Origin of the sequence: Stenotrophomonas sp. FSL W7-1447 (assembly GCF_037966425.1) — a bacterium.
Taxonomy (GTDB): Bacteria; Pseudomonadota; Gammaproteobacteria; order Xanthomonadales; family Xanthomonadaceae; genus Stenotrophomonas; species Stenotrophomonas pavanii.
Genome location: NZ_CP150199.1, coordinates 3,187,363 through 3,213,058 on the forward strand (window position 1 = coordinate 3,187,363; position 25,696 = coordinate 3,213,058).

General features: G+C 68.7%; 20 protein-coding genes, 3 tRNA genes and 1 pseudogene. 12 read left to right on the forward strand and 12 right to left on the reverse strand.

What is annotated here, in order from left to right; translation table 11 throughout:
- Positions 1-31 precede the first annotated feature (31 nt).
- The 6 genes and pseudogenes from NSQ78_RS14980 to NSQ78_RS15005 form a co-directional block, all read right to left on the reverse strand.
- A pseudogene (locus NSQ78_RS14980) lies at positions 32-993 on the reverse strand (TraB/GumN family protein).
- A 2-nt stretch (positions 994-995) separates the two neighbouring features.
- Complete coding sequence (locus NSQ78_RS14985; protein WP_064238910.1) at positions 996-1,925, reverse strand: DUF1684 domain-containing protein; 930 nt, start codon at positions 1,923-1,925, stop codon at positions 996-998.
- An 11-nt stretch (positions 1,926-1,936) separates the two neighbouring features.
- On the reverse strand, positions 1,937-3,835 hold the full coding sequence (mutL, locus tag NSQ78_RS14990; protein ID WP_057493596.1) for a DNA mismatch repair endonuclease MutL: 1,899 nt from the start codon (positions 3,833-3,835) through the stop codon (positions 1,937-1,939).
- 151 nt (positions 3,836-3,986) lie between these two features.
- Positions 3,987-5,570 carry an N-acetylmuramoyl-L-alanine amidase gene (locus NSQ78_RS14995; protein ID WP_064238911.1) on the reverse strand — a complete coding sequence of 528 codons (1,584 nt, stop codon included), beginning with the start codon at positions 5,568-5,570 and terminating at the stop codon, positions 3,987-3,989.
- Between the two features lie 82 nt (positions 5,571-5,652).
- A complete protein-coding gene (tsaE, locus tag NSQ78_RS15000) occupies positions 5,653-6,135 on the reverse strand; it encodes a tRNA (adenosine(37)-N6)-threonylcarbamoyltransferase complex ATPase subunit type 1 TsaE (protein ID WP_053460923.1) in 483 nt (160 codons plus the stop codon).
- A complete protein-coding gene (locus tag NSQ78_RS15005) occupies positions 6,132-7,616 on the reverse strand; it encodes a bifunctional ADP-dependent NAD(P)H-hydrate dehydratase/NAD(P)H-hydrate epimerase (protein ID WP_064238912.1) in 1,485 nt (494 codons plus the stop codon). Before NSQ78_RS15005 ends, tsaE begins: the two co-directional genes overlap by 4 nt.
- 23 nt (positions 7,617-7,639) lie before the next feature.
- Here NSQ78_RS15005 and queG point away from each other — a divergent pair, with 23 nt between their 5' ends.
- Both queG and xseA read left to right on the forward strand, forming a co-directional pair.
- A complete protein-coding gene (gene queG, locus NSQ78_RS15010) occupies positions 7,640-8,710 on the forward strand; it encodes a tRNA epoxyqueuosine(34) reductase QueG (RefSeq protein ID WP_064238913.1) in 1,071 nt (356 codons plus the stop codon).
- A 44-nt stretch (positions 8,711-8,754) separates the two neighbouring features.
- Entirely contained in the window at positions 8,755-10,086 is a 1,332-nt protein-coding gene (xseA, locus tag NSQ78_RS15015) for an exodeoxyribonuclease VII large subunit (RefSeq protein ID WP_057493599.1), read from the forward strand.
- A gap of 320 nt (positions 10,087-10,406) precedes the next feature.
- On the opposite strand, the gene NSQ78_RS15020 is transcribed toward xseA, so the two are convergent.
- Both NSQ78_RS15020 and NSQ78_RS15025 read right to left on the reverse strand, forming a co-directional pair.
- Complete coding sequence (locus NSQ78_RS15020) at positions 10,407-11,303, reverse strand: M48 family metallopeptidase (protein WP_049466747.1); 897 nt, start codon at positions 11,301-11,303, stop codon at positions 10,407-10,409.
- An 89-nt stretch (positions 11,304-11,392) separates the two neighbouring features.
- Positions 11,393-13,285 (reverse strand): formylglycine-generating enzyme family protein, encoded by a 1,893-nt coding sequence (locus tag NSQ78_RS15025; RefSeq protein WP_064238914.1) that lies wholly within the window; start codon positions 13,283-13,285, stop codon positions 11,393-11,395.
- A gap of 84 nt (positions 13,286-13,369) precedes the next feature.
- Between NSQ78_RS15025 and rnd the strand changes: the two genes are divergently transcribed.
- Positions 13,370-14,449, forward strand: coding sequence for a ribonuclease D (gene rnd / locus NSQ78_RS15030; protein ID WP_049466743.1), 1,080 nt, complete (start codon positions 13,370-13,372; stop codon positions 14,447-14,449).
- Between the two features lie 131 nt (positions 14,450-14,580).
- Here rnd and NSQ78_RS15035 read toward each other — a convergent pair whose 3' ends face one another.
- Positions 14,581-16,911 carry a TonB-dependent receptor gene (locus NSQ78_RS15035; protein WP_049466742.1) on the reverse strand — a complete coding sequence of 777 codons (2,331 nt, stop codon included), beginning with the start codon at positions 16,909-16,911 and terminating at the stop codon, positions 14,581-14,583.
- A 232-nt stretch (positions 16,912-17,143) separates the two neighbouring features.
- On the opposite strand from NSQ78_RS15035, the gene NSQ78_RS15040 reads away from it, so the two are divergent.
- Positions 17,144-17,219 (forward strand) — tRNA-Ala (locus NSQ78_RS15040).
- Positions 17,220-17,280: 61 nt separating this feature from the next.
- On the opposite strand, the gene NSQ78_RS15045 is transcribed toward NSQ78_RS15040, so the two are convergent.
- On the reverse strand, positions 17,281-17,451 hold the full coding sequence (locus NSQ78_RS15045; protein ID WP_188238399.1) for a hypothetical protein: 171 nt from the start codon (positions 17,449-17,451) through the stop codon (positions 17,281-17,283).
- A 158-nt stretch (positions 17,452-17,609) separates the two neighbouring features.
- Between NSQ78_RS15045 and NSQ78_RS15050 the strand changes: the two genes are divergently transcribed.
- Positions 17,610-18,095: a hypothetical protein gene (locus tag NSQ78_RS15050; protein ID WP_064238915.1), complete on the forward strand. Its 486-nt coding sequence runs from the start codon at positions 17,610-17,612 to the stop codon at positions 18,093-18,095.
- Between the two features lie 6 nt (positions 18,096-18,101).
- Here the strand turns inward: NSQ78_RS15050 and NSQ78_RS15055 are convergent, their stop codons facing one another.
- Positions 18,102-18,863: an SDR family oxidoreductase gene (locus NSQ78_RS15055; RefSeq protein WP_064238916.1), complete on the reverse strand. Its 762-nt coding sequence runs from the start codon at positions 18,861-18,863 to the stop codon at positions 18,102-18,104.
- Positions 18,864-18,995: 132 nt separating this feature from the next.
- Here NSQ78_RS15055 and NSQ78_RS15060 point away from each other — a divergent pair, with 132 nt between their 5' ends.
- On the forward strand, positions 18,996-19,838 hold the full coding sequence (locus NSQ78_RS15060) for a methylated-DNA--[protein]-cysteine S-methyltransferase (protein WP_064238917.1): 843 nt from the start codon (positions 18,996-18,998) through the stop codon (positions 19,836-19,838).
- A gap of 45 nt (positions 19,839-19,883) precedes the next feature.
- Here the strand turns inward: NSQ78_RS15060 and NSQ78_RS15065 are convergent, their stop codons facing one another.
- Positions 19,884-20,909 (reverse strand): NADP-dependent oxidoreductase, encoded by a 1,026-nt coding sequence (locus NSQ78_RS15065; protein WP_049466733.1) that lies wholly within the window; start codon positions 20,907-20,909, stop codon positions 19,884-19,886.
- 367 nt (positions 20,910-21,276) lie between these two features.
- On the opposite strand from NSQ78_RS15065, the gene NSQ78_RS15070 reads away from it, so the two are divergent.
- The 6 genes from NSQ78_RS15070 to NSQ78_RS15095 all read left to right on the forward strand — a co-directional run bounded on the left by NSQ78_RS15070 (position 21,277) and on the right by NSQ78_RS15095 (position 25,666).
- Positions 21,277-21,352: transfer RNA gene (locus tag NSQ78_RS15070), tRNA-Phe, on the forward strand.
- A 68-nt stretch (positions 21,353-21,420) separates the two neighbouring features.
- A tRNA-Phe gene (locus NSQ78_RS15075) sits at positions 21,421-21,496 on the forward strand.
- Positions 21,497-21,619: 123 nt separating this feature from the next.
- Entirely contained in the window at positions 21,620-22,171 is a 552-nt protein-coding gene (locus NSQ78_RS15080; protein WP_064238918.1) for a lipocalin family protein, read from the forward strand.
- Positions 22,172-22,335: 164 nt separating this feature from the next.
- The gene (locus NSQ78_RS15085; RefSeq protein WP_049466943.1) at positions 22,336-22,812 is read left to right on the forward strand and encodes an LEA type 2 family protein; all 477 of its coding nucleotides are present in this window, start codon (positions 22,336-22,338) and stop codon (positions 22,810-22,812) included.
- A gap of 64 nt (positions 22,813-22,876) precedes the next feature.
- The gene (locus tag NSQ78_RS15090) at positions 22,877-24,667 is read left to right on the forward strand and encodes an acyl-CoA dehydrogenase C-terminal domain-containing protein (protein ID WP_064238919.1); all 1,791 of its coding nucleotides are present in this window, start codon (positions 22,877-22,879) and stop codon (positions 24,665-24,667) included.
- Positions 24,668-25,000: 333 nt separating this feature from the next.
- Positions 25,001-25,666 carry an HNH endonuclease gene (locus NSQ78_RS15095; protein ID WP_032956174.1) on the forward strand — a complete coding sequence of 222 codons (666 nt, stop codon included), beginning with the start codon at positions 25,001-25,003 and terminating at the stop codon, positions 25,664-25,666.
- Positions 25,667-25,696 lie beyond the last annotated feature (30 nt).

Below are 25,696 nucleotides of genomic sequence, written 5' to 3' on the forward strand. Positions count from 1 at the left end.
CCGTTTTGCTTGGAACCACGCCAACGATGCGTCAGCGTTTCGCCCTGCACGCGGTACACACCCGCTCGACCTTGTAGCCCTTCGCCTTCAGCTTCTCGACCACGCCATCACTGCCCAGCAGGTGCAGCGTGCCGACCACCACCAGCGTACCGCCCTGCCCGGCCTGCAGGTACGGCTGCAGCTTGGGTATCCAGGCATCATTGCGCCCGGTGTTGATGCGCTGGTACAGCTGCGGATACTGCTGGCGCATTTCGGCGGCCATCTTGGTCCACAGCAGGCGCTCGTCGCCGCGGCGCCATGCATCATGCAGCAGCCGCGCCTGCTCATCGGCCTTGCCGGCCTGGTCCAGCGCTTCGGCCAGCATCTGCCGCTGCTCCTGCACGGTCATCCCGTCGAGCATGCCGATCTGGGTATCGATGTCCTCCAGGCCCGCCGTCTTGCGGCCCGTCTTCTGCGCACGCTCCATGAAGTGGCGGTCCAGGCCCAGCGCCGGGTCCAGGCCCAGCTTCTGCATCTGCCCGACCGAAATGCTCAGGCCGACGAACCAGGGCTTCATGCCCTGCATCTGCGCCAGCGGCAACTGGTTCTGCGCAGCGAAGGCCTGCAGCTTCTGCCAGGTCGCCGCATCCAGATCACGCTTGAGCTCGCTGCCATCGGTGCGGGTCGCGGCCTGCACCATGCGGCTGGCCAGCTGTGGCGACTGCATGTCTTCCGGCGACAGCTCGAACACGACCCGCTGCGAGGCCTCGAACGCCTGTTCGACATCGGGCGACAGCGGGTAGTCCTGCGGTTTCAGCAGGTGGAACGACCCCAGCAGGTACACGCGGGCATCGCCCGGGCCGGTGACTTTCCACAACAGCGGCACGGGCGGCTTGGCCGCCGTTGCGGTCGCGGCCGCCGCGGGGGCGGCCTGGGCATCGCGGGCGGCGGCCAGGGGGCGACCGCGCAGGCCGCCAGCAGCAGCGCGGCACGGAACAGGTGGTTGATCGGCATCGTCAGCCTTCTCCTTCAGGCAGGTGGTACGCCTTTTCGCCCGCTTCCACGCGCAGGTCCAGCCGGTTTTCCGGCGGTGCCAGCGGACAGGTGGCGTAGGCGGTGAACGCGCACGGCGGGTTGTAGGCATGGTTGAAATCGATGCGCAGCGTGCCGTCGGCGGCGGGTGCATCGGTATCCAGGTAGCGACCGGCCGGATAACTGCCGTGGCCGCTGGTGCGGTCGGCGAAGATCAGGAACAGCGGCTGCCCGGGCGCACCGATGGCTTCCAGGCGCCAGCTGCGACCGTCGCGCTCGAACTCGACCGCGCCAGCGTTGGGCATCTCGGTGGTCAAGCCGGTGATGTCGACGATGGGGATCGTCTTGCCCGGCGGATGCGCGATGAAGCGCGCCTGCACCTGCCAGTCCGCCCCGCCCGGCCAATACTGCAGGCCGGCAAAATCACGGCGCGCCGCCGCATCGGCGTGCTTGACCCGCAGCGCATCACGCGGCCCGCGACGGATGATGCTGAGCTGGCCCTTGCCGCCATCGAACGCCAGCAGTGTCGGCTGCGCGTCCTTGTCGGTGTCGACGCGGATGCGGCCGCGCACTGGCTGGCCCTCATGGCTGACGTCGACGCCGGTCTCTGGGGTGAACCACCACTGCGTGCCCTCGCGGCGCAGCAGGCCCAGCTTGTCCGGTCCGACCGCCAGGCGGATGCCATTGGTCGCGCCACTGCCGACGAAGTGCGACGTGTTCTGCAGCCAGTGCATGCCCACCAGCGCCGTCCAGCCATCGGGCCGGGTCAGGTCCTGGTAGCGCGCCACGCGCCATTGCTGCTGCGCGGCCGCGTAGGCCGGATCTTCAGTGACCGCTGGCGCCGCCGGCGGCGCCGGGCTGCAGGCGGCCAACATCCAGGCGGCCAGCAGGCCCGCCATTCCCCGATAACGCATCGATGCTCCCCTCAACGTCCGCGCAGGAACCAGCGGTCGATCTCCGCCAGCGAAAAACGGGCCCAGGTGGGCCGGCCGTGGTTGCACTGGCCGGACCGCTCGGTGATCTCCATGTCGCGCAGCAGCGCGTTCATTTCCGGCACGGTCAGGCGCCGGTTGGCGCGCACCGCGCCATGGCAGGCCATGGTCGACAGCAGTTCGTCGCGGGCACTGGCCACGCGGCGGCTCTGCCCATGCTCTCGCAGGTCGGTCAGCACGTCGCGCAGCAGCCCTTCCGGTTCGGCATGCGCCAGCAGCGCCGGAATGCTGCGCACATGCAGCGAACCGGGGCCGGCACGGGTCACCTCGAAGCCGAGCGCCGCCAGGGTTTCGGCTTCGCTTTCGGCGGTATCCGCCTCGCGCTCGCCCACCGCCAGGGTGATCGGCACCAGCAGCGGTTGCGACTGCAGGCCGATGCCATCGTGCGCGTTCTTCAGGCGCTCGTAGCCGATGCGTTCGTGAGCCGCATGCATGTCGACCACGATCAGGCCTTCGGCGTTCTCGGCCAGGATGTAGATGCCGTGCAGCTGCGCGATCGCATAGCCCAGCGGCGGCACGCCCGCGTCGGCGCTGGTCACCGGCAACCCGTTCTCGCTCGGCATCGGCGGCAGTGCCACTGCACGTTCGGCGCCTGCCGGCGTGGCATACAGCGCCGCATAGGCAGCCGGCGCGTCGGCCACCTGCAGGCCCAGCGGCTGCTGCGGTCGCCATCCGGAAAAGCCACCACCGCCTCCACCGGAGCCAGCCCCGGGTGCCGGGCCGCGCACCAGCCCGAAAGCGGAGGCGCCCGATGCGGTGGGCACGGCCGTGGCATCCACCGGCTGCGCAGCACCGGCACCGATCTCCTGCGCCGACATGCCAGCGCGGGTATCGGCCAGTGCATCCTTCAACGTGCGATAGACGAAGTCATGGACCAGCCGCGAATCGCGGAAGCGCACCTCGTGCTTGGCCGGATGCACGTTGACATCGACGCGGGTCGGGTCCAGCTCGAGGAACAGCACATAGGCCGGCTGGCGGCCGTGGTACAGCACGTCGCCGTAGGCCATCTTCACCGCGTGGGCCACGCTGCGGTCACGCACCGAACGGCCGTTGACATACAGGTACTGCTGGTCGGCGCTGGCGCGCGAATAGTGCGGCTGCGCGATCCAGCCGTGCAGGCGCAGGCCGGCGCCGCTGTGGTCCACGCGCACCGCTTGGTTGGCGAAATCCTCGCCCAGCGTTTCGGCAAGGCGCGCGTCGGAATACAGATCGCCCGGCTTGTAGCGGCGCGAGGCCTTGCCGTTGTGCGACACGCGCAGTTCGACATCCGGCCGCGCCAGCGCCAGCGACCGCAGCCATTCTTCGATATGGCCCAGTTCGGTGCGCTCGGCGCGCAGGAACTTGCGCCGCGCCGGCACGTTGTAGAACAGTTCGCGCACTTCGACGGTGGTGCCCGGCGCATGCGCGCGGGGCGTCACCTCGCCGATCTTGCCGCCTTCGATCTGCAGCGCCGAGCCGTGCTCGTCGTGCGCGCGGCGCGAGCACAGGGTGAAGCGGCTGACCGACGCGATCGACGGCAGCGCTTCACCCCGGAAGCCGAGCGTGGCCACCGATTCGAGATCGTCCAGGTCGGCGATTTTGCTGGTGGCATGCCGCGACACCGCCAGCGGCAGTTGTTCCGGCGCGATGCCGCTGCCGTTGTCACGGATGCGGATCAGGCGCACGCCGCCCTCTTCAAGATCGATATCAACGCGGCTGGCGCCCGCGTCGATCGCGTTCTCGACCAGCTCCTTAACCACCGACGCGGGCCGTTCGACCACTTCGCCAGCGGCGATCTGGTTGATCAGGATGTCCGGCAACGGCCGGATCGGACGCGGACCGGGCGCACTCATGGGTGGTGATGGGCAGCAGACTTCATGGGTCGATGATAGCGGAGGCTGCGCACGTAGAGTCGACTGCTCTTCGCCGGGCACCGCCCCCGCGCTGCGCGCGTCGTCGAGTGACAGTCGACGCTACAGAAAGCAGTAACCCGCCGTCGGCGGGTTACTTGCTGCCGCCGGCCATGGTGCCGGCCGCGTCGATCTCGGCCTGGGCGCGGGCGGCATACAGCGTACCCGGCGGCGGCTGGCGGCTGAAGAAGGTGTGCACGCCATCCAGCACCGCGCCCGCGACCTTGCGCTGGTAGGCCGGATCCATCAGGCGGCGCTCTTCATCCGGATTGGAGATGAACGCGGTTTCCACCAGCATCGCCGGCATGTCCGACGTGCGCAGCACGGCGAAGTTGGCGCGCTCGATGTTCGGCTTGTGGTTGTTGCCGATCCGCTTCAGGCCACCCAGCACATGACCGGCCGCGTCTTCCGACGCCTTCATGTAGCCGCTCTGCGCCAGATCCAGCAGCACGTTGGCCAGGGTGCCCTCGGTCTGCTGCAGGCGCACGCCGCCGACCAGGTCGGCCGCGTTTTCCTTGTCCGCCAGCCAGCGGGCGCGCTGCGAAGACGCACCCTTGGTCGACAGCACGTAGACCGACGAGCCGGTGGCGGATCGGTTCTCGGCCGCATCGGCGTGGATCGAGATGAAGATGTCGGCCTTGTTGGCGCGCGCCTTCTGCGCACGCATCGGCAGCGGAATGAACACGTCGCTGTCGCGCGTCAGGTAGGCCTTCAGGCCCGGCGTGGCGTTGACCTGCCGGGCCAGTTCACGTGCCACCGCCAGGGTGACGTCTTTCTCACGCTTGCCGGTCGGGCCGATCGCGCCCGGGTCCTGGCCACCGTGACCGGGATCGATCGCCACCACCAGGTGGCGCATGCCCGGCTGCATGCGGATGCGCGAGGCATCGCTGGGCATGACCGGACGCGGCGGCTCGACCGGCGTCGGCGCCGGTGCCGGAACCGTGGACGGCGGCGTGGTTACCACCGCAGCGGTGCGCTGGCCGGCGAGGATCGCGGCCGGGGACGACGAAGGGCTGCTGCTGGCCGTGACCCCGGCCGCAGCGACCTGGGCCGGCGCGGTGGACGGTGCCGGCGTCGGCGTGGCCGGTGCGGCGGCCGTGGCGCTGGCCTGCTGCTGGACCTGCGCGGTCAGCAGGGCGGTGGCACGCGCGGCATCGGTACGCGACGAAGCGTTGGCGACCGGGCTGGACGCGGCCGGAGCGGGTGCGGGCGCAGCCCCCGCAGCAGGCGCCTGCGAGTGCACGGCCGGCGTTGCCGCCGGGCGGCTGGCGGCCACGGCCGGGCCATCACCCGGCCATTCGATCACCAGCTTGGATTCATTGCCCTCGCGCTGCATCTGCGGGCGGAACGGGGCCACCGATTCGGCGAGGTCGAAGACGACACGGAACGTCCCCGGAACCGGCTGCCCGGTACGCACCGCCGTGACCACGCCTTGCGCGGCCGGCATCTTCAGGTTGCGTATCGCGCTGGAGTCGGGGAAATCGACCACCAGGCGGTTCGGGCTGGCCAGCGACAGGGTCTTGTAGCCGCCACTGCCCACCAGCGAGATCTCCGCGCGGGTGCCGGTGGCGCCGGTATTCAGCAGCACCTGGCGGACTTCGCCCGCCCACGCACTGACGCTCGCCAGACCCAGTCCGACGGCGGCACAGATGGCGATGAGACGGTTCCCCGGGCGCATGGCTCAGGATTCAATCACCGCGCTGAACGGAATGCAACACCTTTTTCCTTAATAATCCGTAACCTGCCGATGTTTGTTCTCGTCAGCCGACAGAAATGGCCTGCAAGTCACCACCGCTGGGCAGCCGCGTGAGCCATTCACGACCCACGTCGCTGGCTCCAGTGAGACGGACGCGACGCCCCGTTCCTTCGATCTCCAGCGCCACCACCAGGTCGGTTGGCGGCAGCGCACCGGCGCCCCGCTCGGGCCATTCGACCAGCCACAGCACCGCGCTGCCTTCGTCCAGGCCGAGGAAATCCAGCTCACCGGCCTGGCCGATGCGGTACAGGTCCAGGTGCCAGGCCTCACCACCGGTGGCCAGCGGATAGCGCTCGACCAGGGTGTAGGTGGGGCTGCGGATGGCGCCCTGCACGCCCAGCGCGCGCAGCAGCGCGCGGGCCGTGGTGGACTTGCCGGCCCCCAGGTCGCCGCGCAGTTCGACCAGCGCCTGCGGCGGGCGGGTCGCCGCCAGCCACTGCCCGAGCAGTTCGGTGGCATCGCTGTCGGCAAGGAAGAAATCGGTCATGGCGAGAGTTCCGGGTTGGCCAGTCGCCGCAGCGGCGCCAGCAGGTCAGTAGGAAGCAGGCCACGCGCACCGTCAGCGGCAGCCCTGTCGCCGGCCAGTGCGTGCAGCAAGGCACCCGCAGCAGCCGCGTCGAACGCTGGCAGGCCCTGCGCGCGCAGGCTGGCGATGATGCCGGTGAGCAGGTCGCCCATGCCACCGACGGCCATGCCCGGGTTGCCGGCGGCAATCAACCGTGGCCTCTGGCCAGGCGCCGCCACGATGCTGCCGGCCCCCTTCAGCACGACCACCGCGTGGAAGCGCTCGACGAGCGCCTGCGCTGCGGTATAGCGGTCGGACTGGACATCGGCGGTGCTGCAACCGAGCAGCCGCGCGGCCTCCCCCGGGTGCGGCGTGAGAATGGCAGCGGGCAAGGCGCGCGGGTCCTGTGCCAGCAGGTTCAGGGCGTCGGCATCGAGCACCAGGGGGCGGGGGCTGGCCAGCACGCGCGCAAACAGGGCGCGTGCCCATTCGTCCTGGCCCAGCCCGGGTCCGATCGCCACCACCTTCGCCTTGTCCAGCAAGGCCGGCAGTGCATCGCTGTCTTCCAGCGCATGGGTCATCGCTTCGGGCAGCCGCGCCAGCAGCGGCCCCACGTGGTCGCGGCGGGTCCCCAGGCTCAACAGCCCCGCACCTGCGCGCAACGCGGCTTCGGCCGCCATCGCGATGGCGCCGCCGCTGCCATGGTTGCCGCCCACGCACAGCACGTGCCCGGATTCGCCCTTGTGGGTATTGGCACGGCGCGGCGGCAACAAGGCCGGCAGGCGCGCCTGCGTCCAGTGCTCTGCAGCGGGTGCCACGCCCTGCCAGGCGGCTGCAGGCACCTGCAATGGCGCCAGATGCTTCTGCCCGCAATGATCCAGCGCGTCACCGGTGTACAGCCCGCGATGCGCCACGATGAACTGCAGGGTCAGCGCCGCACGTACCGCCACGCCCGGCACCGCCCCCCGGTCGGCGTCGACGCCGCTGGGGACATCCAGCGCCAGCACCGGCGCCGCCTGCGTAGTGAGCGCGACAATCAGCGCTTGCGCCGAACCCTCTGGCGCGCGATCGAAGCCCAGCCCGAACAGGGCATCGACCCAGATATCAGCCTGCGGCAGCGCACCGTCAAAATCGATGACCGAGCCGCCTGCGGCGCTGAAGTCCGAGGCTGCACGCTGTGCCAGCGCAGTCGATGGCGGCCTGCCCGGCATGGCGACCACCCTCACCTCGCGCCCGGCCTGCAGCGCGTGGCGGGCCAGCACAAGGCCGTCGCCGCCATTGTTGCCCGCACCGACCACCACGCCGATCCGCTGCGCCTGCGGCCAGTGCTGCAACAGGCACTGCCAGGCGGCCTGGCCGGCCTGTGACATCAGGTCCCAGCCGCCTTCGGCGGCCAGCGCCGAGGCCTGCGCATCAAGCGCACGCGCGGCAGCGGAATCGAACAGATCGGCAAGGTTGGCCATGCAGGGATTTTATACTGGTGCACATGTCCCCCGCCCCCGCCCCCGTCGATCCGGCCCAGGCCGTGCAGCGCATCCGCGCACTGGCCCGCGCGCATGGTTTCCAGCGCTGCGGCATCGCCGGCATCGAGCTGGGCGAGGATGAAGCGCACCTGGCCGACTGGCTGGGCCAGGGCCTGTACGGCACGATGGACTGGATGGCGCGCCACGGCATCCTGCGCGCACGCCCCGCCGAACTGTTGCCCGGCACCGTGCGGGTGATCTCGGTCGGCATGGACTACAGCCACAAGGACGACACCGAGGCCTGGGCGACGCTGGCCGACCCGGGCCGCGCGTACGTGGCGCGTTACGCGCTGGGCCGCGACTACCACAAGCTGATGCGCAACCGCCTGCAGAAGCTGGCGACGCAGATCAACGACGAAGTGGCGCCACTGGGCTACCGCGTGTTCGTCGATTCGGCCCCCGTGCTGGAGCGCGCACTGGCCCGCAACGCCGGTCTCGGCTGGATCGGCAAACACACCTGCCTGATCGACCGCCATGGCGGTTCCTGGTTCTTCATCGGCGAGATCTACATCGACATTCCGTTGCCGATCGACACGCCGGCCACCGCGCACTGCGGCACCTGCACGCGCTGCATCGATGTCTGCCCCACCCAGGCCATCACCGGCCCGCAGCGGCTGGACGCGCGGCGCTGCATTTCCTACCTGACCATCGAACACGACGGCGCCATTCCCGAACACATGCGGCCGTTGATCGGCAACCGCATCTACGGCTGCGACGACTGCCAGCTGGTGTGCCCCTGGAACAAGTTCGCCAAGCGCACCGACGAAGCCGATTTCCGCGCGCGCAACAACCTCGATACCGCGCGGCTGGACCAGCTGTTCGCCTGGGACGAAGGCGAGTTCCTGCGCCGCACCGAAGGCAGCCCGATCCGGCGCAGCGGTCATGAGCGCTGGCTGCGCAACATCGCCGTGGCGCTGGGCAATGCACCGTCCTCGGCCGAAGCGCTGGCCGCATTGCACACCCGCGTCGATGATCCCTCGCCGCTGGTGCGCGAACACGTGCAATGGGCGCTGGACCAGCACACGGTGCGCTGACGTGCGATCCTGAAGCCCCGGTCCACCTGCAGCACGCCGTTCCCATGCAGCCACGCAACAACGACATCTTCACCCCCAGCCAGCTCAACACCCTGGCACGCGACCTGCTGGAAGGCAGCTTCCCGGCGATCTGGGTCGAGGCCGAACTGGGCAGCGTGGCGCGTCCTGCCTCCGGGCATCTGTATTTCACCCTGAAGGACGCGCGTGCGCAGCTGCGCGCGGCAATGTTCCGGATGAAGGCGCAGTACCTGAAGTTCGTGCCGCGCGAAGGCATGCGCGTGCTGGTGCGCGGCAAGGTGACCCTGTACGACGCGCGTGGCGAGTACCAGATGGTGCTGGACCACATGGAGGAAGCCGGCGAAGGTGCGCTGCGCCGCGCGTTCGAAGAGCTGAAGGCACGCCTGGAAGCCGAAGGCCTGTTCGACCCGGCACGCAAGCGCCCGCTGCCGGCGCACGTGCAGCGCCTGGCCGTGATCACCTCGCCCACCGGCGCCGCCGTGCGCGACGTGCTGAGCGTGCTCGGCCGCCGTTTCCCGCTGTTGGAGGTCGACCTGCTGCCGACCCTGGTGCAGGGCAGCAGCGCCGCGGCGCAGATCACCCGGCTGTTGCAGGCTGCCGACGCCAGTGGCCGCTATGACGTGATCCTGTTGACCCGCGGCGGCGGTTCGCTGGAAGACCTGTGGGCGTTCAATGACGAAGCCCTGGCCCGTGCGATCGCCGCCAGCCGCACGCCGGTGGTATCGGCGGTGGGCCACGAAACCGACTTCAGCCTCAGCGACTTCGCCGCCGACCTGCGCGCACCGACGCCATCGGTGGCGGCCGAGCTGCTGGTCCCGGACCAGCGCGAACTGGCGCTGCGCCTGCGCCGCACGGCCGCGCGCATGGTTCAGCTGCAACGGCATGCGATGCAGCAGGCCATGCAGCGCGCCGATCGCGCCCTGCTGCGCCTGAATGCCCAGAGCCCGCAGGCGCGGCTGGATCTGCTGCGCCGCCGCCAGCTGGATCTGGGCCGGCGCCTGCATGCCGCGTTCAACCAGCAGCAGGAGCGCCGTGCCGCGCGCCTGCGTCACGCGTCTGCGGTACTGCGTGGGCATCATCCGCAGCGCCAGCTGGACGCGATGCAGCGTCGCCTGGCCGCCCTGCGTGGGCGGCCGCAGGCGGCCCTGCAGCGGCGGCTGGAACGTGACGCGCTGCGCCTGCGCGGGCTGGCCCGCTCGCTGGAAGCGGTCAGCCCGCTGGCCACCGTGGCCCGCGGCTACAGCATCCTGACCCGCAGCGACGATGGCACGCTGGTACGCCAGGTCGATCAGGTGCGGCCCGGTGACGCGCTGCAGGCCCGGGTCGGCGACGGCGTGATCGACGTGCAGGTCAAGTAGAGGGGTGTTCGGCAGGGCTGCGCCCTGCACCCGCGGTGGTGCCGGCCGCTGGCCGGCAGCCTCAACAGCAACAGCCAAAGCGGCTCTGGATTGCTGATGGCTTGGCGGGACGGTCGGTAGATCCACGCCATGCGTGGATGAAATCTGCCAGATGGCGAATCAATTCGGGCTCAGATCCGCTTTCCCAGGGAAAACGGCTCTGACCCCAGGAGCATTTCCGACAGACCGCAGCACACTGTCGAAACCCGCTTCTGCTGTTGCTGTTGCTGTTGCTGTTGCCGGCCAGCGGCCGGCACTACCTAGCGCGGGGACAACACACCCTACTTTGCCTGCTCGCAGAACTTCTGCCGGTACTCGAGCGCCTTCGGCATCAGCGCCTGCAGGTTCTGGATGCGGGTGCCCGGATTGGGATGGGTGGAGGCGAACTCCGGCGGCGACTGGCCACCACTGGCCTGGCCCATGCGCTGCCACAGCGGCACCGCCTCGCGGGGATCGAAGCACGCCGCTGCGGCCAGCATCAGCCCCACTTCGTCGGCCTGCGTCTCGTGGCTGCGCGCATAGGGCAGCAGGTAGCCGTAGCCCATCGCCGACATCATCATCTGTTGCTGCTGCGCATCCATGCCGCTGGCGGCGCCGGCCACCTGGCCGATCTGGGTCAGCTTCTGCTGCGCCATGCGCTGCGCACCGTGACGCAGCAGCGCGTGGGCGATCTCGTGGCCCATCACCACCGCCATCGCGTCGCGCGTGCGCGCCACCGGCACCAGGCCGGTATAGACCGCCATCTTGCCGCCGGGCAGGCAGAACGCATTGGCCTGTTCGGATGGAATCACGTTGACCTCCCACTGGAAGTCACGTGCGAAATGCGCCGGCTCGACGCCGTGCTCCTGCGCCAGCGCGGTCTCCACCACATCGACCTTGGCAATCAGGCGCTGGGCGATGTCGCGCACATCGCGCGCGATCGGCGCGTTGGGGTCCATCGGCGGCTCCTCCGAGAGGATCTGCTGGTACGCCTGCAAGCCCAGCGCAGTCTCCTGGCGGGCGTCCAGGCTGCTGTCGATCATCACCTTCTCGCCGGTGTAGGGATCGACCGTGCGATTGGAGAACCAGTAGAACACCGCATAGCCGGCCGCCAGCAGCAGCACCCACCAGCGGATGTTGCCGAACAGGCCGCGACGCTGCGGGCCTTGCGGCGAGCGGGAAAAGGGATCATTGCGCATCAGGGGTCCGTCCAGCAGGCCCCGCCGGCCGGCGGGCACGGCGCAATCTTAGTGCGCGGGCGCCAGCAGCGGGTGAAGCCCGGTGCCGCTCAGATGCCCCGCACCAGGCGGAAACCGATACGCGCGCTGGTGGTGTCCGAATCCTGGGACTGCCGCCACGCCGCACGGGTCTGCTCGGGCGCGTTGGCCCAGTTGCCGCCCCGGATCACCCGCGACCGGCAGCCCGGGTTGAACCAGGCGACACCATCGGACGGCGCACGCCGGTAGCTGGCATGCCAGCAGTCGGCCACCCACTCGCTGAGATTGCCGGCCATGTCGTGCAGGCCGAAGGCATTGGCCTGGAAACTGGCCACCGGCGCGGGCCCCCACCAGCCGTCGCCATAGCCGACGAAGGCGTTGTGCCAGTGCCGCCCCGAGGGCGAGACATCCTTGCTGCCGGTGAAGTTGCCAGCGCCGGGCGGCGGCGTGCCGGCGTCGCCCCATGGATAGCGGCCACTGCTGCCGGCGCGCAGCGCATACTCGAATTCGGCCTCGCTGGGCAGCCGGTAGCTGCGGCCAGTCTGCTCGGACAGCCACGCCGCGTAGTTTTCGGCATCACGTACGCTCACATGCATCACAGGCGAGTTTCCCAATGCGCGGCCACCGTCATAGTCCGAACGCCAGTCCACCCCGCTGCGACGGATGAAGTTGCCGCTGCGTTCGTCATAGACCACCGAATGGCCGCGCCGGGTCGCGCGCGGGCGCGCATTGGACGCCTTCACGTAGCGCTCGAAATCACTGACCGTGATCTCGGTGATCGCCATCGCAAAGCCACGATCGAAGCGCACGTAATGCGAGGGCCGCTCGGCATCGCTCGCGCCCGGCTCGGTATCGCCCGCGCCCATCTGGAAGCCACCGTGCGGCACCACCACCATCTGCGGCCCGCGCCCGCCATCGCGCATGGCGTCGCTGAACACCTGCCCGGGGCGGAAGCTGCCGTAATGGGTGGCCAGGTCGATGCGTTCGCGCAGCTGGGCCACCACCGCATCACCCGGCAGGGCGATGCGCAGGGCCTCGGCCAGCTTCTCGCGCGCCGGCTTCAGGCCCTGCGGCGTCGCCAGGTCGCGCAGGCCATCGTCGCGCAGCTGCAGCAGCGCCGCCGCGCGGATCTGTTCGACGCGCTCGAACGCGTCGGCGATGGTCGGTGAAGAATCGCGGACCTTGCTGGCCTCGGCCAACCACGTCCCCGCGCTGGCGAAATCGCGCACGCGCGCCGCCTCCTCGGCACGGCGGATCAGGCCACTCTCGGCCGCCGCCAGGCCCTGCCGTGCCCGGCTGTTGTGTTCATCCAGCGCCAACGCCTCGCGGAAGTTGCCGATCGCACCGTCACCGTCCTCGCCGATGCGCCCCGAACGCAGGTCCTCCTCGCCGGCGCGGTTGTAGGCGACCACGCGCTGTGCGCGCTCAACCCGGGCCTGCAGCGCACGCACCTGTTCGTCCTTCGGCGCCAGGGTCAGCAGCACCAGCGCCTGGCGGCTGGCCTCGGCCAGCGCTTCACGCTGCTTCAGCGGCCGCACCAGCAACGCATCGGCCTGCTTCTGCAGCCGCTGGCGGGCACGTTGCAGGCCCAGCCGGGCCTGGCGGTCGTCCGGATCTTCCTGCTGGACCGCCAGCCACAACGGAATGGCGGCATCGGCGTCCTCGTAAAGGTGGTCCTTGGCAAACGCCTGTTCGGCCGCACGCCGCAGCTGGGAAAGACTGCGGCCCTGCCGGTCCACCCGGGGAGGCGTCCACTGCTGCACATCCTCGGCGGCATCCTCACCGGCAATGGTGACGCTGCCCTGCCCGTTCCCCGGGGTCGCGTCCGCCTGCGAAGCTTCCTGCTGCCGCGCGTCTTTGCCAGCCACCGGCCCCGGCTCCGGGGTCGCCGAGGGCGATGGCGTGCAGCCGGCCAGGACCACGGCCAGGGCGGTGCACAGCACGGACGACAGCGGAAAACGCAAGCAGGGTCTCCTTCGGCACGGATGCGCACCGACGTTAGGCTATTCTCCCCTGCCTGAGCAAACCCGAGTAGTAGGCCCTGACCCGTGGCAACCTGGATCACCACCCCCGCCGAGCTGGATGCGTATTTCCAGCAGCGCCCGGCCCGCATCGGCCTGGATACCGAATTCATCCGTGAACGTACCTTCTGGCCGCAGTTGGCACTGGTGCAGATGGCGGTCGGGCAGGACATCCTGCTGATCGACCCGCTGATTCCCGGCATGACCGAGGCGCTGGCGCCCTGGCTGGCCGATGAATCGATCGTCAAGGTGATGCACAGCGCCAGCGAAGACCTGGTCGCCTTCAAGTGGGCGTGCGGCGTGTTGCCGCGACCGTTGTTCGACACCCAGATCGGTGCCGCGCTGGCCGGCATCGGGGGCGGCATGGGCTACCAGAAGCTGGTGGCGGAAATCACCGGCGTGGCGCTGGCCAAGGGCGAAACCCGCTCGGACTGGATGCGCCGTCCGCTCTCGGAATCGCAGTTGCAGTACGCCGCCGACGATGTCGAGCACCTGTTCGCGCTGCACGACGCCATCGATGCCAAGCTGCAGGCGCTGGGCCGCCAGCAGTGGCTGTACGACGACGGAGAGCGCCTGCTGGCCAGCGTCGCCAACGACGAGGACCGCTGGCCACACCTGGCGATGCGCTCAGCGCAGTTCCTCGATGCCGCTGCGCAGCGCCGCCTGCTGCGCCTGCTGCGCTGGCGTGACGTGCAGGCACGCAGCAGCGACCGACCGCGCAGCTGGATCCTGGACAACGAACTGGCCGCCACGCTGGCACGCACGCCACCGGCCGATGCCGCTGCGCTGGCCGCGCTGTTCGAACAGTTCCCGAAAGCGCCGCGCAAGCTGGCGGGCGCCGTGTGGCAGGCGCTGGACACGCCGCTGGCCGATGAGGCCGAGGCTCCGCTGGCGCTGCCGGCCAACGACAGCAACAAGCAGGCATTGAAGAAGCTGCAGGACGCCGTTGCCGAGCGCAGCCGCGAGCTGGGCCTGCCGGATGGCGTGCTGGCCTCGCGCAAGCATCTGGAAAGCTACCTGGAGCGCCGCCAATGGCCGGCCGCGTTGGCCGGCTGGCGCCAGCAGGAGCTGGAAGCGCAGCTGCAGGCGCTGCTACCGGCACGCTGAAGCAGCGGGCGCGGCGCCGGATTGCATTCCCGCCGCCGTCGAACGCAACAAAAAGGGCGGCCCGGATCACCGGGCCGCCCTGCGCACTCCAGCAGTGCGAGGGTGGGACCACCCACCCTCGCGGCAACGCCTTACCAGTTCATGTTCAACGAGACACCGACGGTGCGCGGTTCGTTGTAGACCGCGGCCATGTAGTTCTCGATCACACCCTTGAGGTTCTTCTCATTGGTGATGTTGCGCGCGAACAGCGCCACTTCGTAGGCACCATAGTTGCCCGAATAGCCGATCTTCAGGCCACCCTCGAAGTCACCCTTGGAGTTGAACTCCTTGCTGTCGTACAGCACGAAGCTGGTGTAGCCCTGCTTGTTCCAGTCGGTGGACACGAACAGGGTGCCCGCGTCGCTGACCGGGACGTCATAGCGGGCGGCCAGGTTGACGTTGTACTTCGGCGCATTCGGCAGCGGGTTGCCGTCGATCTGCGCGAAGGTGTTGGCACCGACCTTGATGGTCGGGTCATTCACCGTGCACACCACCTGGCCGTTGAGGCCGCAGACCTGCGCGTAGACGCGCTTGTCCTTGATCTCGCTGTGCAGCAGGCTCAGGCCGGCGCTCAGGGTCAGGTTCGGGATCGGGCGCAGTTCCATGTCCGCTTCGAAACCGTAGGCCTTGGCCTTGTCGGCGTTGAACAGCACGCCATTGCCGTCCGAATCGTTGCCGTTGAGCTGGATGTCATTGACGGTGTAGGTGAACGCGGTCGCGTTCAGGCGCAGGCGGTTGTCCCACAGGCTGCTCTTCACGCCCGCTTCCCAGGACAGGATGGTCTCGGAATCGGCGGTGGTGAAGTCGGCATTGAACACCGCCGAACGGCCCTGGATGGTCGGGCCACGGAAGCCGCGCGCGACCTTCGCATAGACGCTCACGTCCGGGGTGATCTGATACATCGCGCTCAGATCCCAGCTCGGGGTGGTGTCGGACATCCTGACGTCGGTGCGGCCCTTGTAGGTGACCACGCCGGCGGCAGTGTCAGCTGTCTTCAGCAGGCGGGTGTGCTTCTCGTCCCTGGTCTGGCGCAGGCCGGCGGTAACGGTGAACTTGTCGGTGAAGGCGTAACTCAGCTGGCCAAAACCGGCCCAGGAGGTGTTCTTGTTGCGCAGGCGCACCCAGTTGTTCGGATTGCGCGCGGCACCCTTCAGGAACCAGGCGCGCTGATAGAAGTCGGTGGTGTCGCTGCCGTTGAAGTAGAACGCACCGGCCTGCCACTGCAGCGCGCTGTCGTCATGGCTGGCCAGGCGGAATTCCTGGGTCCACTGGTCCAGGTCGCGGATGCGGCCCATCGACTGGCCGTAGCCGTTCGGCACGCCGTTGACCGGGAAGTTCACCGCAGCGCCGCCGTCGGTGTCGCCACGGCTGTAGCCGGAGGTGGTCTCATAGGCGGTGATCGAGGTGAAGTCGATCGCACCGAAGTCGTAGCGTGCCTTCACCGAACCGCCGTAGGTCTTGTAGGCCTGCGGGTTGTTGTCAGCTTCGTCGTAGGCGACCTGGTCGCGCGGCACGTCGGTCTTGTTCGAGCCCTTGGTCAGCGCGCCGCGCAGGAACAGGGTCGAGGTGCCTTCGTAGTCACGGGCATGGGCCGAGGCCAGGATCGAGAACTGGTCGCTCGGGGTCAGCAGCAGCTGCGCACGCACGTTGCGATCATCGAAGCCGCCCATGGCGTTCTTCTTCGGGCTGACGGTGCCGTCGGCGCTCGGGCCCTTGTAGGTGTTGTCGACGTAGTCGTCGCGGTGCTGGTACAGCGCCGACACGCGGAACGAGGCGATGTCGTTGATCGGGCCGCCGAAGCCGCCGTCGATCGACACGCTGTTGTAGGTCGCGTAGCTGGCGCTGACGCGGCCGGTGTAGTCCTGGGTCGGCTTCAGCGTGTCGAACTTGACGATGCCGGCGGTGGTGTTGCGGCCGAACAGCGAGCCCTGCGGGCCGCGCAGCACTTCCACCTGGTCCACGTCATAGACCGGGTTGGACTTCAGCACCACGTGCTCCAGCACCACATCGTCCTGGATGATCGACACCGGCTGCGAGGCACCCAGGTAGAAGTCGATGTTGCCCAGGCCACGGATGTAGAAGCGCGGGAAGATGCGGCCGGTGGTGGTTTCCGCATACAGGCTCGGCACGCGGCCGGACAGCGCCAGCAGGGTGTCGTCGCCGCCAGCGGTGAAGTCGCGCATGCGCTCGCCCTGCACCACGCCCACCGATACCGGCACTTCCTGCAGGTTCTGCTCGCGGTGTTCGGCGGTCACGGTGATCGTGTCCAGGCCGGTCGGGGTCGGTGCACTGTCCTGCGCGGCGGCACCGAAGCTGCCGACCAGGGCCAGGCCGGCACAGGCCAGCGCCAGCGGATGGCGGCGGAAGGAAACGAAGGAAGACGACAGACCCGACGGGCGGCGGGAATCGGAATGGGAGGGCATGGAATGCTCTGAGGAGGCGTCCGTGCGGCCTGCGCGAGCCGGGCGGCAAAGAGGAGGAAAACTGCGCAAGCGGCCATTATCCCCCAAATTGTTACGATTTCGTTGCGCGGCATCCGAGCCCGGCAAACCGGACGGTTTCGGCACAGTTGCGCGTGCTCACGCCACGTCGCCCGGCACATCCCGGGTCGGCTTGGCAAGGCGCAGCCAGTTGGCTACACTGAAGCCCTGCCGTGGGGCCATAGCTCAGCTGGGAGAGCGCGTCGTTCGCAATGACGAGGTCAGGAGTTCGATCCTCCTTGGCTCCACCACTCATAAGAAAACCCGCAGATCGTCGCGATCTGCGGGTTTTTTCTTTTCAGCGCCTCCGGCTCAGGCCGGCTCCTGGTTTCCATCCTTGCGTTGCGGGCCGCGCGAGTGCGCGTCGCGCACCTGTTGATCGCGCTGCCCCGGCCGCTGCTTGGCCACATCGTCCTGCTTCCTGTCCTGGCGGCTTTCCTGGATGCCCTGCTTCGGGTCCTGATCCTTGCGTTGCTCGTTCATCGAAAACTCCCTCGCCGGCAGCAGGCCAACGTTGCCACCACGCTAGAGGTTGCCGGGTGAGCCGCAGGTCAGTCCCGTGCCAACATCGTGTGGAGGAGCGGCTTGCCGCCACCGCCCCGCGCGGCCAGAATCCGGGGCACCACGCTCACCGGTATGCCATGCCCTCCCCCGCCCAGCACGCAGCCCACGCGTTGCCGATGCGCCTTGATGCAACCGACGGCAGCATCCAGCTCGGCAATCTGCCGACGCTGATCGGCCCCACCCTGTCCCGGGATGAAGCGAGCGTCGCCTTCGCCGCGCTGGTGCGAGGGGAGCGCGATGTCGGCACCGGCTACGTCTGGCTCAGCCTGCACCGGCTCAGCCTGGGCGGTGCACCCGCTGGCATCAGTCTGTGCTTCCGCGGGCAACAGCTCGACATGGTGGCGATCGGCGTCGATCTGCCGGGTGCGACACGGGAAGACGGCTGGCCGACCCAGGCCGCGATCGATGCCGAAGTCGCTTTCATGCGTCGCACCTTGGCCACGGCACTGGGGCGCAAACTGGCAGGTGGCCGCGCCCGGTTCGACTGGGGCGAAGCCTGGGCCCGTTTCGATCCGAAGGGCTTCATGGCCAGCAGCGGAATCCGCTACGCGCCACGCTCGTGACGCCGCTCAGGTACGGGTGATCGACACCCCGCCCTCCACGCGCATCGCCGTACCGGTAACGAAACTGCTTTCATCACCGGCCAGGAACAGCGCCGCGTTGGCGATCTCCTCCGGCTCGGCCATGCGCTTCAGTGCGTGCAGCGAGCGCACGAAGTCGCGGGCATCGCCGGTGGGTGCGGCCTGCCGGCCCATTTCGGTATCGGTACCGCCGGGCAGCAGCACGTTGCTGCGCACGCCCTGCGGCCCGTATTCGGCCGCGATCACCTGGCTCAGGCCGATCAGCCCGGCCTTGCTCGACGCATAGGCCGCCATGCCCGGGAAGCCCACGGTATGGCCAACAAAGGTGCCGACAAACACCAGCGAGCCGCCGCCACCTGCCAGCAATGCCGGCAACTGCGCGCGTGCCGCGTGGAAAGCGGCATCGAGATTGGTCGCCATCACTTCGCGCCAGGCCTCTACCGGGAACTCCGCCGCCGGTGCGCCGGGACCGAGCATGCCGGCATTGTTGAGCGCGATGTCCAGGCCTCCGAATGACTGCTGGGCCAGATCGACCAGCGCCTGCGCCGTGCCCGGCTCTGCCACGTCGGCGGCATGCACCACGACCTCGCCGCCGGCGGCACGGATCTGCTCGGCCAGTTGCTGCAGCGGTTGCAGCCGCCGCGAGTTGAGCACCAGTTTCGCGCCTTCGGCAGCGAAGCGCAGCGCACTGGCGCGGCCAATGCCGGCGCTGGCACCGGTGATGAGGGCGATCTTGTTGTTCAGGCGCATGGTCGTGGTAGCGGGTGTGAAGTGGCCACCACGATGCCGCGCCTGTGGCCGGCCAACACTCCGTTTCAGGGCCAGGCAGAGGGGTGCAGGAAACGGAGTTTCCGCGGAACCGGCACGTGCCAGAATCCGGCCATGGACAGTACCTCCACCCCCGCCCTGGATGCCCGTGTCGAACGGGTCTGCCGCCACCTGCAGGCCAGCCTTGACGAGCCCTCGCTGCAGGAACTGGCCGACATCGCCGGCTGCAGCCCGACCCGGCTGCATCGCCTGTTCAAGCAGGCCACCGGGCTGACCCCGAAGCAGTACGCCGCCGCGTTGCGCGCCGATCGCCTGCGCAGCGGGCTTGAGCAGCATGAACGCATCACCGATGCCTTCCACGATGCCGGCTTCGGTTCCAGCGGGCGCTTCTACGAAAACGCGCCGCGGCTGCTGGGCATGACACCGAAGCAATGGCGTGCCGGTGGTCGCGGCGAAGTCATTCACTTCGCGCTTGCCGAGAGTTCGCTGGGCAGCGTGCTGGTGGCCAGCAGTGCCACCGGCGTGGTCGCGATCCTGCTCGGCGACGATCCGGAGACGCTGCTGCAGTCGCTGCAGCAACGCTTCCGCCAGGCCGAACTGGTCGGCGCCGACCGGGGCTATGAGCAGCTGGTGGCACAGGTGGTAGGCCTGGTCGAGGATCCCTCGCGAGGCGCCACACTGCCGCTGGATATCCGCGGCACCGCCTTCCAGCAACGGGTATGGCAGGCACTGCAGCAGATTCCGCGAGGACAGACCGCCTCGTATGCCGATATCGCCGCGCGCATCGGCGCGCCCCGCTCGAGCCGCGCCGTGGCCCGCGCATGCGCGAGCAATCCATTGGCGGTGGCGGTGCCCTGCCACCGCGTGGTCCGGCGCGACGGCGACCTGTCCGGCTACGCCTGGGGTGTGGCACGCAAGCGCGAACTGCTGCGCCGGGAAAACGCGGCACACGGCTGACACGACCCGGCCGCCCTCCCCTTGCTCGGCACAGCCGCAAGGCCCTCAGTCCAGCTTCACCACCAGCTTCCCGAAGTTGCGCCCCTGCAGCAGCCCGAAGAACGCCTCCGGCGCATTCTCCAGTCCGTCCACCACGTCCTCGCGGTACTGGATGCGGCCTTCGCGCAGCCACTGCAGCATCTCGCGTTCGAACTCCGGCCACAGATGGTTGAAGTCGTGCACGATGAAGCCGCGCACGGTCAGGCGCTGGCGCAGGATCTGGCTGAACAGCGCCGGCAGGCGGTCGGGGCCGGGCTGCGCGACGCCGCGCTCGTTGTAGGTGGCGATGGTGCCGCACACGGGAATGCGGGCGAAGTTGTTGAGCAGCGGCAGCACCGCATCCAGCACATGGCCGCCGACATTCTCGAAGTACACATCGATGCCCGCTGGCACCGCGTCACGCAGCTGCTGGGCGAAATCAGCGGCGCGATGATCCAGCGCTACATCCACGCCCAGCGTCTGCAGGTAGCTGCGCTTGGCCTCGCCACCCGCGATCGCCACCACCCGCGCGCCCTGCAGCTTGGCCAGCTGGGCCACGGTGGCACCCACCGGCCCGGTCGCGGCGGCCACCACCAGCGTCTCGCCCGGCTGCAGGCGGGCGATTTCATGCAGGCTGGAATACGCGGTGAAGCCCGGCATGCCGTACACGCCCAGGGCTGTGCTCAGCGGCAGGCCGGCCGGATCCAGCCGGCGCCCCAGTGCCGTGGCCGGCAACACTGCATGGGTCTGCCAGCCACCGGGCGCCAGCACCCGCTCGCCCACTGCCACGCCCTCGGCACGGGACTGCAGCACCTCGGACACCGTCTGCCCCTCCATCACCGCGCCCACCGCCACCGGCGCGGCATACGAGGGGCCCTCGTCCATGCGTCCGCGCATGTACGGGTCCAGCGACAGGTAGCGGTTGCGCAGCAGCACTTCACCCTCGGCCAGTGGCGGCAACGCGGCCTGCTCCAGGCGGAAGTTGGCCGCACGCGGTGCGCCCTGCGGACGCGAGGCCAGCACGATACGGGAGGTGGTCGATGAGTCGGACATGGCGAACGTCTCTGCTGTGGGCAGCATCGGGAAAGGAAAGCCGACACTACGCCGCAGCGTCGCCCCATGGCGGCCACGAAAACAGCGTTCCATCGACCGGCGTGGCCATCGCCGCGTGCAGGCCTTGCCAGTGCAGCTTTGCCGATCAACATGGCCCGCTGATTTCTGCCGCAGGTGACGATCACCACGCCCCTGCGCCGGGTGAATCGGCCTGCAGGGCCCTGCCCTCCGTGCCGCGACGGAGGATCAAGCACTTGCACCTGCGCAGACGGCAATGTGAAGGTTTTTTGCCAAAATGCTTGCCGTAGGCGGCCGACCTCCGTAATATGCGCGTCCTTGGCAGCGACCTCGCTGCAACGAAACACGTGGCCGAGTAGCTCAGTTGGTAGAGCAGGGGATTGAAAATCCCCGTGTCGGCGGTTCGATTCCGTCCTCGGCCACCATGTTTGAGGACCTGCAGAAATGCAGGTCTTTTTTTCCGGAAATCGCAATGGCGGTTGCCGCACAATTTGGCCGAGTAGCTCAGTTGGTAGAGCAGGGGATTGAAAATCCCCGTGTCGGCGGTTCGATTCCGTCTTCGGCCACCATCTTTCGAGACCTGCAGAAATGCGGGTCTTTTTTTTGCCCGTGGCGTGCGCCCGGTTGACGGAACATTTACACCGGCCTACGCCGCGACACCTACGCTCAGGGCTCCTGCCTGGAGTCCATCGATGCTGACGCGCCCTGCCCTGCTCGCATTCCTGCTGCTGGCCGCCTGCCCGGCCCTCGCCGCCGAACCGGTGCGCGCGGTCGACCATCTGGACATCGACCGCTATGCCGGCCAGTGGCACGAGATTGCCCACCTGCCGGTCTCGTTCCAGAAGCAGTGCGTCGGTGACATCACCGCCAATTACGGGCTGCGCAGCGACGGCCGCATCAGCGTCACCAATGCGTGCCGCAAGGGCGACGGCGAACGGGTGGTCGCCGAAGGGGTGGCTCGGCCGGTGGCCGGTCATCCCGGGCAACTGCAGGTCCGCTTCGTCCCGGACTGGCTGAGCTGGGTGCCGCTGGTCTGGGCGGACTACTGGGTGCTCGCGCTGGACCCGGACTATCAGTGGGCACTGGTCGGCGAACCCGGCCGCAAGTACCTGTGGATCCTCTCGCGCCTGCCGGAAATGGAGCGCGGCCGGTTTGAACAGCTCAAAGCCACGGCCGAATCGATGGGGTACGACCTCGCGCCGCTGCGCCTGATGGCCCCGCTGCGCGATTCCGCGGCTGACTGAACCGCCCTGCATCGGGCGCATCGCACGCGGCCGATCCGGCGTTTCGCACGCCCGGCCGCCATCTTCACGCGCTACCCTCTGCGACGGGTCGCCTTGGGCGATCCACAAAACCATACGCCGTAGTATGCTTACCCCAACGCACCCCCTGCAGAGGACTTGCGCCCATGCTCCACCGTGTCCGTACCGTCTTGATCGTCCTGTTCACCCTCGCCCTTGCTGCCTGCAGCAACGGCATCGTCAAGCGTGTCTCGGAACCGGCGGCCAGCCTGCAGCAGTTGACCGTGCGCGCCGACGGCAGCTGGACCGTGGCCCTGCGCCTGCAGAACTACAGTTCGATGCCGATGACCTTCGATGACGTCGCACTGGCACTGACCGTGGGCGACAGCGCAGCCGGCACCCTGCAGGTCAAGCCCGGCATTTCCATCGGCGGCACCTCCGCCGACGTCATCAATGTCGACCTCGTGCCCAGTTCGGCCGCGCGCCTGGTGGTGGCCGACGCGCTGGCCGGCAACCGCACCCTGGCCTATGGCCTGAAGGGAACGGTGGCAGCCACCCCGCAGGAAAAGAAGCAGCGCAGCTTCGACATCAGCAGCCGCAGCACCCTCAACCAGGCCCCGGGCCTGCCGGGCGTGCTGCGCTGACGTTCGCCTTCCGTTGCGGCGCCCCCGCGCCGCGCCCCCGCCCTGATCAAATCGAGACGTACCGATGAGCAGCTACACCGCCCCGCTTTCCGACCTTCGTTTCGCCCTGCACGACGTGCTCAAGGTCGAACCCCTGTTCGCCCGGCTGGGCTTCACCGACGCCACCGCCGACGTGGTCGACGCCGTGCTGGAAGAAGCCGGCCGCTTCAGCGCCACCGTGCTGGCCCCGCTCAACAGCGTGGGCGACGAGATTGGCTGCGTGCTCGACCAGGCCACCGGTGAAGTGACCACCCCGCCCGGCTTCAAGCAGGCCTACGACCAGTTCGTCGATGGCGGCTGGACCGGCCTGACTGCTTCGCCGGAGCTGGGTGGCCAGGGCCTGCCGCACACCCTGGGCGTGCCGCTGAACGAAATGATCAATGCTGCCAATCTGGCGTGGGGCAACTTCCCGCTGCTGTCGCACGGCGCCATCGAAGCGCTGAAGCAGCACGGCGAAGCCTGGCAGCACGACGCGTTCCTCAAGCCGCTGATCGAGGGCCGCTGGACCGGCACCATGTGCCTGACCGAGCCGCATTGCGGCACCGACCTGGGCCTGCTCAAGACCAAGGCCGAGCCGAACGCCGATGGCAGCTATGCGATCACCGGCACCAAGATCTTCATCACCGCTGGCGAGCACGACCTGACCGACAACATCGTGCACCTGGTGCTGGCCAAGCTGCCTGACGCCCCTGCGGGCGCCAAGGGCATCTCGCTGTTCGTCACCCCCAAGTTCAAGGTCGACCGCGAAGGCAACGTCGGCGAGCGCAACGCACTGCGCTGCGGTTCGATCGAACACAAGATGGGCATCAAGGGGTCGGTCACCTGCGTGATGAACTTCGATGGGGCACAGGGCTACCTGGTCGGCCAGCCGCACAAGGGCCTGCAGGCAATGTTCACCATGATGAACACCGCGCGCCTGGGCGTCGGCCTCCAGGGCATCGGCCTGTCCGAGCGCGCCTACCAGAACGCGCTGAAGTACAGCCGTGAGCGCCTGCAGTCGCGCGCCCTGAGCGGGGCGAAGTTCCCGGACAAGGCAGCCGACCCGATCCTGGTGCACCCGGACGTGCGCCGCATGCTGCTGACCGTGAAGTCGCTGGTCGAAGGCAGCCGCCTGCTGGCCCTGCACGCGGCCACCCTGATCGACGTCGCCCACCACGCCGAGGATGCCGCCGAGCGCGAGCGCGCCGACACCCTGGTGAGCTTCCTGACCCCGATCTCCAAGGCCTGCCAGACCGAATGGGGCATCGAGAACACCTACAACGCCCTGCAGTGCTTCGGTGGCCATGGCTACATCCGCGAACACGGCATGGAACAGCTCGCCCGCGATGCCCGCATCACCACACTGTATGAAGGCACCACCGGCATCCAGGCGCTGGACCTGATCGGCCGCAAGACCGCGTCCAGCCAGGGCGCCGGCCTGAAGCTGATGCTGGCCGAGATCGAAGCGTTCGCCAAGGAACAGGAGGGCAACGAAGCGCTGGCCGAGTTCATCGGCCCGCTGCGCGCCAAGGCCGCCGAATGGGGCACGCTGACCCGCGACGTGCTGCAGCGCGCGGCCGCCAACCCGGACGAACTGGGCGCCGCCAGCTACGACTACCTGTTCTATTCGGGCTACGTGGTGCTGGCCTACTGGTGGGCCCGCAGCGTGGCCGCCGCCGATGCCAGCGCACACGGCGCCGCGTTCGCCCAGGGCAAGCGCGAAACCGCCCGCTTCTACTTCGCCCGCGTGCTGCCGCGCACGCTCAGCCACGCCGCAGCGATCCAGGCTGGCGCCGCCCCGCTGATGGCGATGGACGACGAGCGCTTCGGCGCCTGAGCCGGGCTTCGCCCGGCACCGGTGGTGCCGGCCGCTGGCCGGCAACCGCAACAGCCGGCTTCCTGCGGGATGGCGAGGTGGGTCCAATTGCGGGGGACGGCGCACGCAACCGGACCCACCCCGCCTTCGACAGATTTCCGCTGCTGTAGCTCCACGCCACGCGTGGATGAGAACCCCTGAAATCCTTCTGGAGAAGAGCCCCCTTTTGTTAAAGGGGGCGCGCCGACAGGCGCGGGGATTAGGAGGAATGCGTGGACCTGAATGTTGACGATTTGCGTATCGCCGACAGGCGATACACAAATCGTCAACATTCAGGTATAAGCTGTTCTCCCGATGGAGACAGACACTACACGCTTGGGTCTGATCGAAGCCGGAGCTCCGTTTTCTGCTCCGGGCGCCGAAGCATCGCCCAACGCCACGACGCTGCATCGCCCCGGCTCGGTCCGGCTGCTCTCGCTGGATGCCCACGGACGCGTACTGGACTGGATCACCTGGCAGGATGCGGCCTGCCTCTACGCCCGCGAAGCGGTGGCCTGGACGCTCGGCGATCCCTGCCTGCACATCCACGGCGGCACCAACCGCTTCAGCGGCCTGCAGAGCGGCATGGACCTGCACCCGATCATCGCCGCCCGCGGCCACGCCCGCTCGCGCGCGATTGACCCGACGCCGAACCTGACCAACCAGGCCCTGTTCGCCCGCGACGCCCATCTGTGCATGTACTGCGGCCAGCAGTTCAGCCGCCCCACGCTCACCCGCGACCATGTCATGCCGCTGTCCAAGGGCGGCCTGGACTGCTGGGAAAACGTGGTCACCGCCTGCTTCCACTGCAACTCGCGCAAGAGCGACCGCACCCCGCAGCAGGCCGGCATGCCCCTGCTGGCGGTGCCCTACCGGCCCAGCTGGATCGAGCACCTGATCCTGTCCAACCGCAACATCCTGGCCGACCAGATGGCCTTCCTGAAGGCACAATTGCCCAAGCGGTCGAAACTGAGCACCTGAACGCCTGAAAATGCAACCCTCACCGTCCTG

Excerpts from the sequence above, each read along its gene's own strand:
- NSQ78_RS14985 (WP_064238910.1), bottom strand. The coding sequence starts at position 1,925 with ATGCGTTATCGGGGAATGGCGGGCCTGCTGGCCGCCTGGATGTTGGCC.
- mutL (WP_057493596.1), bottom strand. The coding sequence starts at position 3,835 with ATGAGTGCGCCCGGTCCGCGTCCGATCCGGCCGTTGCCGGACATCCTG.
- NSQ78_RS14995 (WP_064238911.1), bottom strand. The coding sequence starts at position 5,570 with ATGCGCCCGGGGAACCGTCTCATCGCCATCTGTGCCGCCGTCGGACTG.
- tsaE (WP_053460923.1), bottom strand. The coding sequence starts at position 6,135 with ATGACCGATTTCTTCCTTGCCGACAGCGATGCCACCGAACTGCTCGGG.
- NSQ78_RS15005 (WP_064238912.1), bottom strand. The coding sequence starts at position 7,616 with ATGGCCAACCTTGCCGATCTGTTCGATTCCGCTGCCGCGCGTGCGCTT.
- queG (WP_064238913.1), top strand. The coding sequence starts at position 7,640 with ATGTCCCCCGCCCCCGCCCCCGTCGATCCGGCCCAGGCCGTGCAGCGC.
- xseA (WP_057493599.1), top strand. The coding sequence starts at position 8,755 with ATGCAGCCACGCAACAACGACATCTTCACCCCCAGCCAGCTCAACACC.
- NSQ78_RS15020 (WP_049466747.1), bottom strand. The coding sequence starts at position 11,303 with ATGCGCAATGATCCCTTTTCCCGCTCGCCGCAAGGCCCGCAGCGTCGC.
- NSQ78_RS15035 (WP_049466742.1), bottom strand. The coding sequence starts at position 16,911 with ATGCCCTCCCATTCCGATTCCCGCCGCCCGTCGGGTCTGTCGTCTTCC.
- NSQ78_RS15045 (WP_188238399.1), bottom strand. The coding sequence starts at position 17,451 with ATGAACGAGCAACGCAAGGATCAGGACCCGAAGCAGGGCATCCAGGAA.
- NSQ78_RS15050 (WP_064238915.1), top strand. The coding sequence starts at position 17,610 with ATGCCCTCCCCCGCCCAGCACGCAGCCCACGCGTTGCCGATGCGCCTT.
- NSQ78_RS15055 (WP_064238916.1), bottom strand. The coding sequence starts at position 18,863 with ATGCGCCTGAACAACAAGATCGCCCTCATCACCGGTGCCAGCGCCGGC.
- NSQ78_RS15060 (WP_064238917.1), top strand. The coding sequence starts at position 18,996 with ATGGACAGTACCTCCACCCCCGCCCTGGATGCCCGTGTCGAACGGGTC.
- NSQ78_RS15065 (WP_049466733.1), bottom strand. The coding sequence starts at position 20,909 with ATGTCCGACTCATCGACCACCTCCCGTATCGTGCTGGCCTCGCGTCCG.
- NSQ78_RS15080 (WP_064238918.1), top strand. The coding sequence starts at position 21,620 with ATGCTGACGCGCCCTGCCCTGCTCGCATTCCTGCTGCTGGCCGCCTGC.
- NSQ78_RS15085 (WP_049466943.1), top strand. The coding sequence starts at position 22,336 with ATGCTCCACCGTGTCCGTACCGTCTTGATCGTCCTGTTCACCCTCGCC.
- NSQ78_RS15090 (WP_064238919.1), top strand. The coding sequence starts at position 22,877 with ATGAGCAGCTACACCGCCCCGCTTTCCGACCTTCGTTTCGCCCTGCAC.
- NSQ78_RS15095 (WP_032956174.1), top strand. The coding sequence starts at position 25,001 with ATGGAGACAGACACTACACGCTTGGGTCTGATCGAAGCCGGAGCTCCG.